Here is a 16,043-nt window from a genome sequence, read left to right as displayed (position 1 = left end):
GGGCCCTCAGCCCGCGAACCAACGGACCGGCTCCGGCCGGAGGTTCTCGTAAACGTGCTTGCTCTCGCGGTACTCGTCCAGACCCGCGGGGCCCAGTTCCCGGCCGATGCCGGACTTCCCGAAGCCGCCCCACTCGGCCTGCGGCAGGTACGGGTGGTAGTCGTTGATCCAGATCGTGCCGTGCCGCAGGCGGGCGGCGACCCGGCGGGCGCGGGCGGTGTCGGCCGACCAGACGGCGCCGGCCAGGCCGTACTCGGTGTCGTTGGCCAGCGCGACGGCCTCGTCCTCGGTCGTGAACGTCTCCACGGTCAGGATCGGCCCGAAGGTCTCCTCGCGGACCACCTTCATGTCGCGGTGGCAGCCGTCCAGAACGGTCGGGCTGTAGAAGTAGCCGGTGGCCGGGCGGACCTCGCTGGCCTCCGGGCGGCGTCCGCCGCACCGCAGCTGGGCGCCCTCCTGGAGAGCGGACGCGACGTATGCCTCCACCTTCTCCAACTGCTGCTGCGAGACGAGCGGCCCGCACTCGACGCCCTCTTCGGTGCCGCGGCCCAGCTTGATCTTCTCGGCGCGGCGGGCCAGTTCGGCGACGAAACGATCCCGCACCGACTCCTCGATGATCAGGCGGGCACCGGCCGAGCAGACCTGGCCGCTGTGCGCGAAGGCGGCGTTCAGCGCCTGGTCGACGGCGGTGTCGAAGCCCTCGTCGGTGGCGCAGGAGTCGGCGAAGACGACGTTCGGGTTCTTGCCGCCCAGCTCCAGCGCGATCTTCTTGGCGCCCGCGACCGCGGCCGAACCGGCCTTCGTACCGCTGACCAGCCCGCCGGTGAAGGAGAACAGATCCACGTCCGGGTGCTCGGCCAGCCGCTGCCCGACCGGCAGGCCCGCGCCGGTGACGATGTTGGCGACCCCGGCCGGCAGCCCCGCCTCGACCAGCAGCTTGACCAGGTACACCGTCGAGAGCGGAGTGACCTCACTCGGCTTGATCACAAAGGTGTTGCCCGCGGCGAGCGCCGGCGCGACCTTCCAACTCGCTTGCAGGAGCGGATAGTTCCACGGCGTGATCATCGCGCAGACGCCGACCGGCTCGTGCACGACGACGCTGTGCACGTCCGGGCTGCCGGCGTCCACGACGCGCCCGCCGCTCTCGTTCATCACCAGATCGGCGAAGTACCGGAAGGCGTTGGTGACATCGTCGACGTCCACCCGGCCCTCTTCGAGGGTCTTGCCGGTGTCCCGGCTCTCTATGAGGGCGATCTCCTCGCGGTCCCGCTGGAGCAGGTCGGCGACCCGCCGCAGCAGCGCGGCCCGTTCCGCGACCGGCGTACGGGGCCACCGGCCCGCCCCGCCGTCGAACGCGCGGCGCGCGGCCTCGACCGCCGCGTCGGCATCTTCGGCGCCGCCCTCGGCGACGACTTCGAGCGTCTTCGCATCGGCGGGGTCCAGGATCTCCCGAGTGGCGCCGGATACGGCGGAGCGCCACACCCCGTCTACGTGAATCGTCTCGTTTGCCGACACGTCTGTTCTGCCTTTCGACTACCGGTTTGTTGCCACTGGTTCACACCAGCAACGAGGACCCCTCCCCGGAACCCCTTTACCTATGCCGAAACGTTCGCGGAAAGTGACCCGACTCACTCCTCCAGCCCCCTGAATACAGGTTTGCCACCCCCACACCGGGTCACTGGCCCCACCCCACACGCCCCAAACCCACCATTCGGCCCCTTCCGCACGGCCCCCGCCGTACGCCCCTCACCGATCAGTCCGGTGAAGCGGCGGTCCAGCGCCGCACGCGAAACGCCGTACGCCCCGCACCCCACCGGCCCGGCCTGCCTGACCCGCGGGGTGCTGGGCTACGCGTCCGTCTCGTCGGCCGGTTCGTCCTGAGCCGTCATCCCGGCCACCCACATCGGCATCAGCCAGTGCACGGCGAACGCCGAGATCAGCACGGGAAGGACCACCCCGCCGGCCGTCAGCCCGCCCAGCTCGCCGACCACGATCCCGCCCGCCACGGCGCACAGCAGTACGTACGTGGTCAGGCGGTGGGCCAGGGCGCGCACCCGGTCGCGCTCGGCCAGTTGGCGCTCGTCCAGGACACGGGTCCGTAGTTCGAGGAGACCGCGGGTGGCCGCGTTGATCACACCGGTGGCTATGCACCAGGGGAGCAACAGCATCAGCGGGACGAAGCTGAGCCAGACCGTGGCAGTCGCGAACGCGCTGAACAGCGCGGCCAGGCTCGCCGCGGTGAGCAGCACGTGCGCGATGACGACCGCGCGCCGCCGCCCTGCCGTCGCGTACAGCTCAACGCCCTCACGGCGGTTCATGAGGGTGTACATGTGCTCGTCGTAGCGGGTGCGCGGCCGGCGGGCCGTGGGGGTGGTATCGGTGGTCGTCATTGTTTCCTCCCGTAAACCTCGTCGGTGAGCGGGCGGAACGGCCGGAGGGAGAACAACGCCTCGACCGGCAGTTCGAAGAACTCGGCCATGCGCAGGGCGAGGTCGAGGCTCGGGTTGTACTGCCCGCGCTCGATGTAGCCGATGGTCTGGTAGTGGGCTCCGACCGCGTCGGCCAGTTCCTGCCGGGACACCTTGCGTTCGGCACGCACCATCGCCAGCCTGTTGTGCACCTGCTCGCTCATATATAAGAAGTACTACATGCCGAGGTAGCGGCGCTACGGGAGGGGCGGTTTTGGGCCACTGCCTGGCCGGGTGCTGTCGTTCAGGAGGCGCGTGGGGCGAAGTGCTCCAAGGCGGTGCGCTGGATGCGGGCCTGGGTGGGCCATTCGGCGTCGGGGCCGAGGACGAGGACGGCGAACTGGCGGCCGTCGGGGACGGTGAAGGCGCGGTCCGTGACGCGGGCGCGGACGCCGAGTTTGTCGCTGTCGTAGGCGTACACCAGCTCGGTGGCGCCGGTGCCGACGCCGACGTCGCCGACGGGGCCGAGGCTCATCTCCACGTAGCCGGGCTTGTCGGCCAGGCTCTCGGAGGTGGCCTTGAGGGCTTCGTACGGGGTGATGTCCGGTTCGGTGATCTCGAAGATCTGGAGGAGGTAGCGCTGGTCGGGGGCGGTGTAGAAGACGCCGTCCTTGCGTGCGGAGCGCTGCCAGGTCTCCGGTACGGCGAGGGTGAAGCCGGCGCTGTCCCGCACCAGCCGGTAGCCGGCCGGGAGTGCCCCCGAGGGTGCGCCGGAGGACGGGCCGCCGGTGGCGGAGCCGGCCGGTACGTCGCCCGTCCCCGGCGCCTTGTGCGGCCCCGGGGACCCGGCGGACGCCGAGGCCGACGACCGGCCGTCCTCCGCGCGGACCGCACCACTGTCGCCGCCCCACAGCAGCCAGCCGCCGCCGAAGCCCGCGGCCACCACGGCGACCGCCGCGCCGACGACGACGGGCACCGACCAGGCCACCCGCCGGGCGGGCGGCGCCCCGGCGCCGGGCGGCGGGGGCACCGGCCCCTGGTCGGGGACGAAGCCCGGCTTCGGGGGCAGCGGGCTGGTGTACGGCGCCGGGGCGGGGCCGCCGGTGTCCCAGCACTGCGCCTCGTCGTTCCAGCGCACACCGGCCGCGCCGTGGCCCTGCTCGCTCATGCTCAGCCTCCCAGCAGCCCGGCCACGGACTGGGCCACGGCCGCGCCGGACGCCAGCATGCCGGTCACCGCGCCCGCGTCGGCGAGGGCCACGCGCAGCCGGTCCAGCCGGCCCGGGGCGGTCCGGCCGCCGGTCTCGATCTCCTGCTGGGCGTCGGCCAGTTCGGCGCTGAGCAGCGTGACCTGCGGCGTTTCGATGACCCTGGCCAGGTCTGCGCGCAACTGGCGTACGGCGGCGAGCAGTTCCTCCTGGGCGGGGTCGGTGTCCGGGTTGCCGGGCGCGTGTTCGTTGTGGGTGACCGTGTTGTTGTCGCCGATGGCGAAGGCGCCGTGCACCTTGCCGATGTGGATGCCGCGGTTGCCTTCGTCAGCCGTTGCCATGTCCGCCTCCCCGTCCGTCCGCTGTCGTGCCGTACGCTCCGGCCTCCGGCACGATTGTGCCTCCGCCGCCGGCGCGCGTCCGTGTCCTTTTCACCGGTTCCCGTTCACCGGCCCCCGCCGGTCTGCCGGCCCGGCTTGGGGGCCTGCTTGCCCGCCTTGGCGGCAGCGTCGAAACCGTTGCTGATGATCGTGTTGTGGTCGCCGATGCCGACGGCGCCGTGTGCGGACTCGATGAAGACGCCCCCGTTGCCGACGTTGACGATCCGCTGTTCGAACTCGTCGGTCTGCCAGCCGGCCTCGTGCAGCGCCAGCCGCACGCCGCTCGCCACCCGGTCCTGGATGCTCTTCAGGTAGCGGGTGACGTCCATCTCCTGGAAAAGCGAGGCGTCGCCGTCGGAGCCCAGTTCGCGGACCGAAGCAGCGGGGCCGTCCGGCAGCGCACCGCGGTGGCCCCCGGTGAGCATGCTCCACGTGGAGACGAAGCCGCGCCACAGGCTCACCACGGCGCGCCCGGCGGAGCGCGGTGTCCGGGCGAGTGCCCACACGGCCTTGCCGAAGGGGTTGTTGTGGCGGTAGCGGTGCGCGATCCGGTCGGCTTCGCGGTACAGGGCCCGTACCGGCCACAGGACGTGCGGCGCGACCTCCAGCATGAGCATGTTGCCCTGCGTGTGGACCCGGACGAACACCGTCGTGACGATGCCCTCGCCCCAGCCGCCGACGCGGACGCGCAGGAAGTGCCGCCGGGTCTCGCCGCCCTCCTCGACCGCGGCGGCCCGGTGCTCCGCGAAGCCGCCGGGCCCGTACGGGGCGGCGTCCCTGGACGGCAGCCCGGCCACCGGCAGGAAGACGCACTCGTCGAGCTCCAGCTCGCGCAGCCGGTCGCGCACCGCGGCGGCGGCCTGCGGCGAGCCGTGCGCCGAGGGTTCGCGCAGCGCCGCGACCAGGGGGATGATCCGCCGCAGGACGGTGTCGTTGTCCAGCGGCAGCGGCCCGCCGCCGGCGTCGTCGTCCGTGGCCGCCGCGTCCTTGCGCGGCCGCAGCTCCACCGACAGGGACCAGGTCTCGTACGGCGTGCCCGCGCCGCAGAACGGGTCGGCCGCGCGGTACATGACCAGCGGGCCGTGCTGTTCGGTACGGATGCGGTGGCGCAGCCGCCGGAAGCGGGTGCCCTCGGCCCTTTCGGCGGGGTCGGCGGCGGCGTCCGGGAACCGGTTCCTGGACAGTTCGGTGGTCAGCACCTTGGCGACCTGGCCGTGCTGCGCGCCGACCGCCCAGGCCAGGAGGGCGGGGAAAGCCAGGGCGAGCCAGGCGTGGAGCGGCTGTGCCGCGGCCGGGCCCTGACCGAGCAGTCCGGCGGGCAGGAGCAGCGCCAGCGGGTTGTCGGCCGGGCCGGAGAACCTGCCGGAGGAGCCGTACGACGACCCGCCGGAGTCGTCGCCGCCCAACGCCATGACCAGCAGCGTCACGGCCACGCCCAGCGCGCTCAAGCGCCCGTACCAGCGCAGCACCCAGCCGCCGGCCCGCCGGTACCAGGGCGGCCGTGCGGCGCGGCCCCGTACGAAGCCGGCCAGCGAGAGCAGCAGGACCGGCAGCAGGTATAGCAGGACCAGCCCGGAGGAGAGCGGGACGGACACGATCCACAGGAGCAGTACGGCGGCGGACCAGGCCAGTTCGATGCGGCGGGCGCGCAGCGCGTGGGCCAGCACACGGGCCGCGTCGCAGCCCAGCGACGGGGCGGCGAGGCGCTCTTCGTGGACGTACAGCTCGTCGATCACCGCGTCGCGGTAGGCGGGGTCGAGGTAGGTGCCCGCGCACAGCAGCCGGGTGGCCTCGCTGGCGCCGGGGTGCCGCGGCCCCGCGGCGCGCGGGCCGTCCTGCGGGCCGGACTGCTGCGGCACGTACGTGTGTGTCACCTGATTCCCCCCAGGCACCAACCACCCCTGCGAGCGGGTGGGTTGTGTGTCACGAACGCCGCAGCATAAATGAGGCCGGTGAGCTGTGCCAGGAGCACACCCGGAAGATCACACCAAGGTGTGACACAACGAAGGTGTGACACAACGACGGAGCCCGTACGGTCCCCGAGGGGTTCCGTACGGGCTCCGGCCGTGCGGGGCGCGTCAGCGGACGCGCGCGCTGTCCGGGATCAGAGGAGACCGAGACCGCGGACGGCCTCGCGCTCGTCGGCCAGCTCCTGGACGGACGCGTCGATGCGCTCGCGCGAGAAGTCGTTGATCTCCAGGCCCTGGACGATCTCGTACTTGCCGTCCTTGGTGGTGACCGGGAAGGAGGAGATCAGGCCCTCCGGGACGCCGTAGGAGCCGTCCGAGGGGATGCCCATGGAGGTCCAGTCGCCGTCCGCGGTGCCGTTGACCCAGGTGTGGACGTGGTCGATGGCGGCGTTGGCGGCGGAGGCGGCCGAGGAGGCGCCCCGGGCCTCGATGATCGCGGCGCCGCGCTTGGCGACGGTCGGGATGAAGGTGTCGGCCAGCCACGCCTGGTCGTTCACGGCCTCGGCGGCGTTCTTGCCGGCGACCTCGGCGTGGAAGATGTCCGGGTACTGGGTCGCGGAGTGGTTGCCCCAGATCGTCAGCTTCTTGATCTCGGAGACCGGGGTGCCGGTCTTCTGCGCGAGCTGCGAGATGGCGCGGTTGTGGTCCAGGCGGGTCATCGCGGTGAAGCGCTCGGCCGGTACGTCCGGGGCGGCGGCCTGGGCGATCAGGGCGTTGGTGTTGGCGGGGTTGCCGACGACCAGGACCTTGATGTCGTCCGCCGCGTGGTCGTTGATGGCCTTGCCCTGCGGCTTGAAGATGCCGCCGTTGGCCTCCAGCAGGTCGCCGCGCTCCATGCCCTTGGTACGGGGGCGGGCGCCGACGAGCAGGGCCACGTTCGCGCCGTCGAAGGCCACGTTCGGGTCGTCGGAGATGTCGATGCCGCGCAGCAGCGGGAAGGCGCAGTCGTCGAGCTCCATGGCGGTGCCCTCGGCGGCCTTGAGGCCCTGCGGGATCTCCAGGAGGCGCAGCTTGACCGGCACGTCCGCGCCGAGCAGATGACCGGAGGCGATGCGGAAGAGGAGGGCGTAACCGATCTGACCGGCCGCGCCGGTGACGGTGACATTGACGGGAGTGCGGGTCATGGCGATCTCCTGCGCGATGTTTTCTGGGGGCAAGCCCCCTTACCGCATAGGTGGCGGCGGGAACCCCTGCCCGTTTACCGAGATCTCTTGGTATCGAGAGACCCGGCCGTCAGGCTATCGGACCGCCGCCCCGCCCGGTCGCCGGGCCGGTGTGGCACGCCTCACCGGCTGCCCGTAACCCGGCGGGCGGGCCGTTCGCGGGCCCCCGCGGGTGCGTGCCGGGCGGCCGTCCGCTCAAGGAGGGGGAGCGCGGACGGCCGCCTGATGGTGCCGCACCCGTGGGGGGGGTTGGTTATGCCCCTGCCCCGGATTCGCGCGCGCAATCCACCGTCATGCTGTCCTTCTCGCAGCGACCGGATTGTCGTAGTTCGTTCCGGGGCGGAGGGGTCGTTACCAGGCACGGGGCCGGTACGAGGTATGGGGTCGGCCCCAGGCACGGGGCCGGTATCGCGCACGGCCCCGCCGCCTCCGGGCGCGTCACCTTCCGGTGGTTCCGCCCGAGCCCGCCGGTACCGGCTTCGTGCAGCCCTTCACGCCCGTCACGGTGGTCCCGCACGCCCTGATCTTCGCCGGGTCCCCGGTCACCGGGACCATCGCGGTGTACGCGTCGCCGTCCTGCCCGGCCTTCGCCGTCTCGGTACGGCCCCCCGAAGCGATCGAAGCCTCGTCGCCGGGCACCGCTCCGGTGATACGGGCCCAGGCGGCGCCGCACACCTTGCTGTACCGCACCTCGACCAGGGAGTTCCCGGCCGTACCGCGTGCCGTGCTGTCGGCGTTCCGGCCGCCGCACCCCATCGCCTCGGGGTCCTTGCCCGTACAGTCCGCACCCGCGCACTTCACCCCGGCCGGCAGCACCGGTTTCTTGCTCGCGGACGCCGACACCTTCGGCGCGGCCTGCTTGCCCCCCTCCTTGGCGTCCACGTCCAGCAGCAGCACCGCGGCGGCGATCACGAGCAGCGCGCCGACGACACCGGCCAGGAACATCGTGATGCGACGGCGGCGCAGCTGCCGGTCGGCGGCGTCGGGGGCGGGGGCGGGGGCGGCCGGACCGGCGGCCCCGGCCCGCGGGGTGTCGTACCGGGGCGCCGGCCCGGCGGGGTCCGCGCCCCCGTAGTCGGTCATGCGGGGCCACGTCACGCGGTCGGACCGGTCGGTGCCGTCCGCGTCCGCCGGCGACGCCGCTTCTTCGGCGGCGGGTTCCGGCGGCGGCGCGGCCGGTGCCGCGGGAGGCGCGGGCGGGGCCGAGGGGGCGGGCGAGGGCTCGGGCGGCACGGTCAGGCCGGGGAAGTCCGCGCTGGACGGCACCTCGTCGCCGCGCCCCTGGTCCGGCTCGCGGTCCTGGGACTTGTCCTTGCCCCGTTCCTTGGCCTTCTCCTTGGTACGGGACTTCGCCTTGTCCGGGGCGGGGCCGAACTCCCCCAGCGCGGCCCGCGCCTGCGCCACCCGGATCGCCTCCATGGTGACGTCGTGCCGCATCTCCGAACGGCTCCAGGCGCGTTCGGCCAGCTCCCACATCGTGGTGAGGTGCCCGGCGTGCGCGCCGGTCGCCTCGGCCAGCGCCACCACCGCGCGCTGCGGCGGCAGCAACCGTCCGTTGAGGTAGCGCTCCCAGGACGTCTTGCTGTAGCCGGTACGGTCCGCGACGGCGGCCACGCTCAGTCCGCTGCGCTCCACGAGTCTGCGCAGCTGACTGGCGAACTCCTTCACCTGCGGATCGAGTTCTTCCGGTAGCGCCCTCCAGCGAGGCATTGCCTCCCCCTAACCCCCCGTATGCGCCTGCTTGCGCCTGTTCAGTGCCCTTACGTCCGCTCGTGCGCCAGGACAGACTCCCCGCCGCCTGCTCCGGTGGTTACTCACAGGGATGCTCAGAGCCAGGATGCCAGTTCCCATCTCAGGGGCGCAGGAGAGCATCAGGGCAGCGGACACGCGGTTGTGCACCCCCGTACACTTCCGCGCGCCTGCCTAACAGGGCCTCGTAGGGCCTCGGATGGCTCAGGCAGAATCCAAAGGTCCCAGAGGGTTCAGAAGGTCTCAGGTGGTCTCAGGACGTCTCAGGAAGTTTCGGAGGGGAAGTTGGGGACGTTCTCGTCGGCCATCGCCTTCTGGAGCCCTACGTCGAGTGCGTCGAGGAACTCCTCGGTGGACAGGTAGGGCTGGTTCTCCGAGACGAGCAGGGCCAGGTCCTTGGTCATCCGGCCGCCTTCGACGGTCTCCACGCAGACCCGCTCCAGGGTCCGGGCGAACCGGGTGACCTCGGGAGTGCCGTCCAGCTCGCCGCGGTGGGCCAGGCCGCGGGTCCAGGCGTAGACCGAGGCGATCGGGTTGGTCGAGGTGGGCCTGCCCTGCTGGTGGTGCCGGTAGTGCCGGGTCACCGTGCCGTGCGCGGCCTCGGCCTCGACGATCCGGCCGTCGGCCGACATCAGGACCGAGGTCATCAGGCCGAGCGAGCCGAAGCCCTGCGCCACGACGTCGGACTGGACGTCCCCGTCGTAGTTCTTGCAGGCCCAGACGTAGCCGCCCGGCCATTTGAGGGCCGCGGCGACCATGTCGTCGATCAGCCGGTGCTCGTAGGTCAGGCCCCGGGCGTCGAAGTCGGCCTTGAACTCGGCGTCGAAGACTTCCTGGAAGAGGTCGCGGAACCGGCCGTCGTACTTCTTGAGGATCGTGTTCTTCGTGGACAGGTACACCGGGTACGAGCGGGCCAGGCCGTAGCGGAACGAGGCGCGCGCGAAGTCGCGAACCGACGCGTCGTGGTTGTACATGGCGAGCGCGACGCCGGGGCCGGGGAAGTCGTGGACCTCCAGCTCGACCGGGTCGCCGCCGTCGCGGGGCGTGTAGGTCAGGGTGAGGGTGCCGGGGCCCGGGACCTTCATGTCGGTGGCGCGGTACTGGTCGCCGAAGGCGTGCCGGCCGACGACGATCGGCTCGGTCCAGCCGGGTACCAGGCGCGGCACGTTCGCCATGATGATCGGCTCGCGGAAGATGACGCCGCCGAGGATGTTGCGGATGGTGCCGTTGGGCGAGCGGTACATCGCTTTCAGGCCGAACTCCTCGACCCGCGCCTCGTCCGGGGTGATGGTGGCGCACTTGACGCCGGCCCCGTGCTTCTTGATCGCGTGGGCGGCGTCGACGGTGACCTGGTCGCCGGTGGCGTCGCGGTTCTCGATGCCCAGGTCGAAGTAGTCCAGCTCGATGTCGAGGTGGGGCAGGATCAGCCGGTTCCTGATGGAGGACCAGATGATGCGGGTCATCTCGTCGCCGTCCAGCTCGGCGACGGGCTGGGCAACCTTGATCTTGGCCATGGGGCGCCAAGCTACTCGGCGGCGGTACGCCGCGGCCGCCCCTGGGGGCGGCGCGCGGGCGGACGTCACGCGAATGGCGTGGGCGGGCCGCGTACCGCCCCGGCTCACCAGACCGTGAAGTGCACCAGGTCGTCCAGGAACGGGATCTTCAGCCACGGCTTGGGCTGCGCCATCAGGGCGAGCAGGACGATGGCCAGGCCCAGCCCGCCGTAGGTCGCCATGTCCGTGAACCGGGACCGTACGGCCAGCATGCCCACCTTCGGCAGCACCCGGCGCAGCACCGCCCCGGCCAGCAGGGACAGGCCGATCAGGAGCGTCCCGATGCGGAAGCCGTCGAGGGCGACGACGAGCAGGCCGAGGGCCACGCCGCCCATGACGGCCAGCAGCGGCCACTGCCGGGCGGGCGGCGCGGCACTGCCGGGGGCGGTGCGACCGCCGCCCTCCGGCCGCGCGGTGTCGGTGGTGATCCGCGGGAAGCGGCGCGAGGGCCGCTGCGGTTCGGAGGCGCCGTCCGCGTGCGCTTCGGCACTCATGGGTGGCAGTCCCTTTCCGTATCCGTTCCGGTGCTGCGTCGGCGGCGGTCTCAGCCTGCGGAGCGCTCGGCGGCCTCGACGACGTTGACCAGCAGCTGGGCGCGGGTCATCGGGCCGACGCCGCCCGGGTTCGGCGAGATCCAGCCCGCGACCTCGGCGACGCCGGGGTGCACATCGCCGACGATCTTGCCGTGCTCGTCCCGGCTGACGCCGACGTCCAGGACGGCGGCGCCCGGCTTGACGTCCTCCGGCTTGATGATGTGCGGCACACCGGCGGCGGCCACGATGATGTCCGCCTGCTTGAGCTGCGCGGCCAGGTCGCGGGTGCCGGTGTGGCACTGGGTGACGGTGGCGTTCTCGGACTTGCGGGTAAGCAGCAGCGGGATGGAGCGCCCGACGGTGATGCCGCGGCCGACCACGACCACGTGCGCCCCGTTGATCGTCACGCCGTGGTGGCGGAGCAGCTGGATGATGCCGTACGGGGTGCACGGCAGCGGCCCCTCGACGCCCAGCACCAGGCGGCCCAGGCTCATCGGGTGCAGGCCGTCGGCGTCCTTGGCCGGGTCCATCAGCTCCAGGACGCGGTTGGTGTCGATGCCCTTGGGCAGCGGGAGTTGGACGATGTAGCCGGTGCAGGCCGGGTCCTCGTTCAGCTCCCGTACGACGGCCTCGATCTCTTCCTGCGTTGCGGTGTCCGGCAGTTCCTTCTGGATGGAGGCGATGCCGACCTGGGCGCAGTCGCGGTGCTTGCCGTTGACGTACCAGCGGCTGCCCGGGTCGTCACCGACCAGAAGGGTGCCGAGGCCGGGCGTGATGCCCTTGGCCTTCAGTGCCTCCACGCGGACGGCGAGTTCGGACTTGATCGCGGCGGCGGTGGCCTTGCCATCGAGAATCTGGGCGCTCATACCCCCATCCTCCCGGATGAGGCCACTTCCGTTCCAATCAGGGCGCGCTATCGGGGCGCGCTATGCCCGCCGACAAGAGTGATGACCGGAGATGACCGAAATGCATTCACGGATTCGATCATTGCACTTGCACAACGCATCGCCTCTTGACTGGACAACAATAATGCGCAACTAGAAGTATTGCCGTTCAGTGCCGCAGGCAACATCGGGGGGCGGGCCACTATCGCTAGTTTTCCTCCGAGCACGCCCTGCCGTCCCCCATTGGACACAACGGAGGAAATCAGCCAATGAGCTTTGGCGACCCGAACAACCCGTACGGCCAGCCGCCCCAGGCGCAGCCCGGCCCGTACGGCCAGCCGCCGCAGGCCCCGTACGGACAGCAGGCGCCCCCGCAGGGCCAGCCGGGCTACGGCTACCCGCAGCAGCCCCCGCAGCCGCAGCCGGGCTACGGCTACCCCCAGCAGCCTCCGCAGGGCGCTCCCCAGCAGCCGTACGGCCAGCCGCAGGTGCCGCAGCAGCAGTACGGCTACCCGCAGCAGCAGGCACCCTACGGCCAGCAGCCCGGAATGCCCGGTATGGGCATGCCGCAGGGCTACGCGAGCTGGGGTGCGCGCGTCGGCGCCGCCCTGCTCGACGGACTGATCATGGGCGCGCTGCCGATCGTCCTGTACATCATCGCGGGCGTCGTCACCGCGAGCTCCACCACCTCCACGCGGCCGGACACGTCCTACTGCGGCACCAACTACCAGTGCATCCAGGACGCCTACGACGACGCCGTCGGCGTGCCGGTCTTCGCGATCATCCTGGTCGTGCTCGCCGCTCTGATAGCGCTCTGCGGCGGCATCTTCCTGCTCGTCAAGGAAGGCTCCACCGGCCAGACCCCGGGCAAGAAGGCCCTGAACATCCGCGTGGTCCGCGAGGCCACCGGCCAGCCGCTCGGCTTCGGCATGGCCCTGGTCCGCAAGATCTGCCACGCGGTGGACGCCCCGCTGTGCGGTCTCGGCTACTGGTGGCCGCTGTGGGACGACAAGTCGCAGACCTTCGCCGACAAGATCGTCGGCTCGGTGGTCGTCCGCACCCAGTAACCCGGTACGCACGTCCCCCAGGCCCCCTTGCACAAATTCGCGCGAGGGGGCCTTCTCCGGCCCGTAGGCTCTTACCGATCTCCTACATCACCCGGGACCGCCGGAACCGCGCAGCACCGGCTGACACCGGATCACACCGCTCGAAGGACACCGCTCGTGAGTTACCCGAACCAGAACCCTTACGGCCCGCCCCAGGGCCAGCCCCAGGGCCCGCCCCAGCCCCAGTACGGCTACCCGCAGCAGCAGCCGATGCAGCAGCAGCCCTATGCCCCGTTCCCCACGGGTCCCATGGGCCAGGGCGGCATGCCCGGCATACCGGCGCCGAACCAGATGCCCGGCAGCATCAAGGCCGCCCGCGTCATGCTCTACGTCCTCGCCGTCACGGGCGTCATCGGCATCATCATGATGACCGTCGGCCTGAACAAGCTGAGCAGCACCTCGTCGCAGTACAGCGGCCTGGGCGGGGACACCGAGGGCCTGCTGAACGCGGGCAAGGGCATGATGGTCTTCTGCATGATCCTCATGGCGGCCTACGCGGCGGTCGCGCTGGTGCTCGCGCTCCAGTACTCCAAGGGCGCCAACGGCATCCGCATCGGCACGATCATCTTCGGGTCCGTGTCGATCCTGTGCAGCATTCCCTTCGCCATCGCGATCTACGGCATCCCGAACTTCGTGATGTCCATCCTCATCATCGTCTTCGCGGCCAAGCAGGACGGCCAGGCGTGGTTCACGCGCCCCCGCTACTGATACGCCCGCGCCGGCCGGACACGCCCGGCGCACACGCCGAGGCCCGCCTCCCGCAGTACACGGGAGACGGGCCTTTCGCGTCGGTGCGGCTCAGTGGAACCGGGCGGCTCAGTGGAAGAAGTGCCGCGTCCCCGTCAGGTACATCGTCACGCCGGCGGCCTTCGCGGCCTCGATCACCTGCTCGTCGCGGACCGAACCGCCGGGCTGCGCCACGGCCTTGACGCCCGCCTCCAGCAGCACCTCCAAGCCGTCGGGGAAGGGGAAGAAGGCGTCGGAGGCGGCGTAGGAGCCGCGCGCCCGCTCCTCGCCGGCCCGCTGCACGGCCAGCTTCGCCGAGTCCACCCGGTTGACCTGGCCCATGCCGACGCCGACCGTCGCGCCGTCCTTGGCGAGCAGGATCGCGTTGGACTTCACGGCGCGCGACGCCCGCCAGGCGAAGGCCAGTTCGGCCAGCTCGCCGTCGGACAGCGCCTCGCCGGCGGCCAGCGTCCAGTTGGCCGGGTCATCGCCCTCGGCCTGGAGGACGTCCTTGACCTGCGCCAGGCCGCCGCCGTCGATCGGCTTGAACTCGGCGGGCGGCTGCGGGCCCTCGGGGCAGCGCAGCACCCGGATGTTCTTCTTGCGGGACAGCACCTCGACGGCGCCGTCCTCGTAGTCCGGGGCGACGATGACCTCGGTGAAGATCTCCGCGACCTGCTCGGCCATCGCCACGGACACCGGGCGGTTGACGGCGATGACGCCGCCGAAGGCGGACAGCGAGTCGCAGGCGTGCGCCTTGCGGTGCGCCTCCGCGACGTCCGTGCCGATCGCGATGCCGCACGGGTTGGCGTGCTTGATGATGGCCACGCAGGGCTCGGTGTGGTCGTACGCGGCCCGGCGCGCGGCGTCGGTGTCCGTGTAGTTGTTGTACGACATCTCCTTGCCGTGCAGCTGCTCCGCTTCGGCCAGGCCGCCGCAGCCGCCTGTGTACAGAGCGGCCGCCTGGTGCGGGTTCTCGCCGTAGCGCAGCACGTTCTTGCGCTCGTACGTCACGCCGAGGAAGCCGGGGAACTCGCCGCCGTCGCCCGCGTAGTCCCCCGCGAACCAGGAGGCCACAGCCACGTCGTACTCGGCGGTGTGCCGGAACGCCTCGGCGGCCAGCCGCTTGCGGGACGCCAGGTCGAAGCCGCCGTCCGCGGCCGCCTTGAGCACGTCCTCGTAGCGGCCCGGGTTGACGACCACGGCCACCGACGGGTGGTTCTTGGCGGCGGCGCGCACCATCGAGGGCCCACCGATGTCGATCTGCTCCACGCACGCGTCCGGTGCGGCGCCGGAGGCCACGGTGTCGCTGAACGGGTAGAGGTTGACGACCACCAGGTCGAACGGCTCCACGCCCAGCTCGTCGAGCTGCCGCCGGTGGTCCTCCAGGCGCAGGTCGGCGAGGATGCCCGCGTGCACCTTGGGGTGCAGCGTCTTGACCCGGCCGTCCAGGCACTCGGGGAAACCGGTCAGCTCCTCGACCTTGGTCACCGGGACGCCGGCCGCGGCGATCTTCGCGGCCGTCGAGCCCGTCGAGACGAGCTGGACGCCCGCCGCGTGCAGCCCCTGGGCCAGTTCTTCGAGGCCCGTCTTGTCGTAGACGCTGACCAGCGCCCGGCGGATGGGCCGCTTCGTTGCTTCGGCGGTCACGGGATCAGTACCTTTCGTCCCTCAATGCGGTAGCCGTGCCGGGCCAGACGCCCCACGACCTCGACGAGCAGCTTGCGCTCGACTTCCTTGATGCGCTCGTGCAGCGCGGATTCGTCGTCCTCGTCCCGGATCTCGACCGCTGCCTGGGCGATGACCGGGCCGGTGTCGACGCCGTCGTCGACGAAGTGGACGGTGCACCCGGTGACCTTGGCGCCGTACGCGAGGGCCTCGCGCACGCCGTGGGCACCGGGAAAACTCGGCAGCAGGGCCGGATGCGTGTTGACGGTCCGGCCGCCGTAGCGGGCGAGGAACTCCTTGCCCAGGATCTTCATGAAGCCGGCCGAGACGACGAGGTCGGGCTCGTACGCGGCGGTGGCCTCGGCCAGCGCGCGGTCCCAGGCGGCCCGGTCGGCGTGGTCGCCGACCCGGCACACGAAGGTCGGCAGCCCGGCCCGCTCGGCGCGCTCCAGCCCGGCGATGTCGTCGCGGTCGGCGCCGACGGCCACCACTTCGGCCCCGTAGGCCCGTCCCCCCTCGGCGGCGACCGCGTCGAGCAGTGCCTGCAGGTTCGTACCGGAACCGGAGACGAGGACGACGATCCGGGCCGGTGAAGCGGCGGGGACGGCGAAGGACGAGGAAGCGGAGGCCACGGCGGAGCTCTTTCTCGCGCGGTGCTGCTGTACGGCGGTGTGCGGTGTTGTGCGGTCGTACAAA

15 protein-coding genes are annotated in these 16,043 nt (G+C 71.6%); 2 read left to right on the top strand and 13 right to left on the bottom strand.

Annotated features, from left to right (window positions below):
- Nucleotides 1–6: 6 nt before the first annotated feature.
- The 11 genes from ACH4OW_RS15755 to ACH4OW_RS15705 form a co-directional block, all read right to left on the bottom strand.
- A complete protein-coding gene (locus tag ACH4OW_RS15755; RefSeq protein ID WP_398028079.1) occupies nt 7–1,515 on the bottom strand; it encodes an aldehyde dehydrogenase family protein in 1,509 nt (502 codons plus the stop codon).
- A 332-nt stretch (nt 1,516–1,847) separates the two neighbouring features.
- Nucleotides 1,848–2,390, bottom strand: coding sequence for a hypothetical protein (locus ACH4OW_RS15750; protein ID WP_398028077.1), 543 nt, complete (start codon nt 2,388–2,390; stop codon nt 1,848–1,850).
- Nucleotides 2,387–2,632, bottom strand: a complete 246-nt coding sequence (locus ACH4OW_RS15745) for a helix-turn-helix transcriptional regulator (RefSeq protein WP_360136442.1) — start codon at nt 2,630–2,632, stop codon at nt 2,387–2,389. Before ACH4OW_RS15745 ends, ACH4OW_RS15750 begins: the two co-directional genes overlap by 4 nt.
- An 80-nt stretch (nt 2,633–2,712) precedes the next feature.
- A complete protein-coding gene (locus ACH4OW_RS15740; protein WP_398028075.1) occupies nt 2,713–3,576 on the bottom strand; it encodes a hypothetical protein in 864 nt (287 codons plus the stop codon).
- A 2-nt stretch (nt 3,577–3,578) separates the two neighbouring features.
- On the bottom strand, nt 3,579–3,956 hold the full coding sequence (locus ACH4OW_RS15735; protein ID WP_398028073.1) for a hypothetical protein: 378 nt from the start codon (nt 3,954–3,956) through the stop codon (nt 3,579–3,581).
- A 104-nt stretch (nt 3,957–4,060) separates the two neighbouring features.
- The gene (locus tag ACH4OW_RS15730) at nt 4,061–5,869 is read right to left on the bottom strand and encodes a hypothetical protein (protein WP_398028072.1); all 1,809 of its coding nucleotides are present in this window, start codon (nt 5,867–5,869) and stop codon (nt 4,061–4,063) included.
- Between the two features lie 230 nt (nt 5,870–6,099).
- A complete protein-coding gene (locus ACH4OW_RS15725; protein WP_360136446.1) occupies nt 6,100–7,089 on the bottom strand; it encodes a malate dehydrogenase in 990 nt (329 codons plus the stop codon).
- A 477-nt stretch (nt 7,090–7,566) separates the two neighbouring features.
- Entirely contained in the window at nt 7,567–8,838 is a 1,272-nt protein-coding gene (locus ACH4OW_RS15720; RefSeq protein ID WP_398028070.1) for a helix-turn-helix domain-containing protein, read from the bottom strand.
- A 302-nt stretch (nt 8,839–9,140) separates the two neighbouring features.
- A complete protein-coding gene (locus ACH4OW_RS15715; RefSeq protein ID WP_398028068.1) occupies nt 9,141–10,391 on the bottom strand; it encodes an NADP-dependent isocitrate dehydrogenase in 1,251 nt (416 codons plus the stop codon).
- A 104-nt stretch (nt 10,392–10,495) separates the two neighbouring features.
- Nucleotides 10,496–10,924, bottom strand: a complete 429-nt coding sequence (locus ACH4OW_RS15710) for a DUF3017 domain-containing protein (RefSeq protein WP_360136449.1) — start codon at nt 10,922–10,924, stop codon at nt 10,496–10,498.
- 50 nt (nt 10,925–10,974) lie between these two features.
- A complete protein-coding gene (locus ACH4OW_RS15705; protein WP_360136450.1) occupies nt 10,975–11,829 on the bottom strand; it encodes a bifunctional methylenetetrahydrofolate dehydrogenase/methenyltetrahydrofolate cyclohydrolase in 855 nt (284 codons plus the stop codon).
- Nucleotides 11,830–12,116: 287 nt separating this feature from the next.
- Here ACH4OW_RS15705 and ACH4OW_RS15700 point away from each other — a divergent pair, with 287 nt between their 5' ends.
- Nucleotides 12,117–12,914, top strand: coding sequence for an RDD family protein (locus tag ACH4OW_RS15700; protein WP_360136451.1), 798 nt, complete (start codon nt 12,117–12,119; stop codon nt 12,912–12,914).
- Between the two features lie 156 nt (nt 12,915–13,070).
- Nucleotides 13,071–13,661, top strand: a complete 591-nt coding sequence (locus tag ACH4OW_RS15695) for a hypothetical protein (protein ID WP_360136452.1) — start codon at nt 13,071–13,073, stop codon at nt 13,659–13,661.
- A 108-nt stretch (nt 13,662–13,769) separates the two neighbouring features.
- On the opposite strand, the gene purH is transcribed toward ACH4OW_RS15695, so the two are convergent.
- Nucleotides 13,770–15,329 carry a bifunctional phosphoribosylaminoimidazolecarboxamide formyltransferase/IMP cyclohydrolase gene (gene purH / locus ACH4OW_RS15690; protein ID WP_360136453.1) on the bottom strand — a complete coding sequence of 520 codons (1,560 nt, stop codon included), beginning with the start codon at nt 15,327–15,329 and terminating at the stop codon, nt 13,770–13,772.
- Nucleotides 15,326–15,979: a phosphoribosylglycinamide formyltransferase gene (gene purN, locus ACH4OW_RS15685; RefSeq protein WP_398028064.1), complete on the bottom strand. Its 654-nt coding sequence runs from the start codon at nt 15,977–15,979 to the stop codon at nt 15,326–15,328. Before purN ends, purH begins: the two co-directional genes overlap by 4 nt.
- Between the last annotated feature and the right edge of the window lie 64 nt (nt 15,980–16,043).

The organism is Streptomyces sp. NPDC017056, from assembly GCF_044332485.1.
Lineage (GTDB): Bacteria > Actinomycetota > Actinomycetes > Streptomycetales > Streptomycetaceae > Streptomyces.
Note: the sequence above shows the minus strand (reverse complement) of the source record. Positions and strands in the feature narration are given on the sequence as shown.

Coding starts and splice junctions, on each gene's coding strand:
- ACH4OW_RS15700 (WP_360136451.1), top strand. CDS start 12,117: ATGAGCTTTGGCGACCCGAACAACCCGTACGGCCAGCCGCCCCAGGCG.
- ACH4OW_RS15735 (WP_398028073.1), bottom strand. CDS start 3,956: ATGGCAACGGCTGACGAAGGCAACCGCGGCATCCACATCGGCAAGGTG.
- ACH4OW_RS15725 (WP_360136446.1), bottom strand. CDS start 7,089: ATGACCCGCACTCCCGTCAATGTCACCGTCACCGGCGCGGCCGGTCAG.
- ACH4OW_RS15745 (WP_360136442.1), bottom strand. CDS start 2,632: ATGAGCGAGCAGGTGCACAACAGGCTGGCGATGGTGCGTGCCGAACGC.
- ACH4OW_RS15750 (WP_398028077.1), bottom strand. CDS start 2,390: ATGACGACCACCGATACCACCCCCACGGCCCGCCGGCCGCGCACCCGC.
- ACH4OW_RS15705 (WP_360136450.1), bottom strand. CDS start 11,829: ATGAGCGCCCAGATTCTCGATGGCAAGGCCACCGCCGCCGCGATCAAG.
- ACH4OW_RS15715 (WP_398028068.1), bottom strand. CDS start 10,391: ATGGCCAAGATCAAGGTTGCCCAGCCCGTCGCCGAGCTGGACGGCGAC.
- ACH4OW_RS15710 (WP_360136449.1), bottom strand. CDS start 10,924: ATGAGTGCCGAAGCGCACGCGGACGGCGCCTCCGAACCGCAGCGGCCC.
- ACH4OW_RS15740 (WP_398028075.1), bottom strand. CDS start 3,576: ATGAGCGAGCAGGGCCACGGCGCGGCCGGTGTGCGCTGGAACGACGAG.
- ACH4OW_RS15720 (WP_398028070.1), bottom strand. CDS start 8,838: ATGCCTCGCTGGAGGGCGCTACCGGAAGAACTCGATCCGCAGGTGAAG.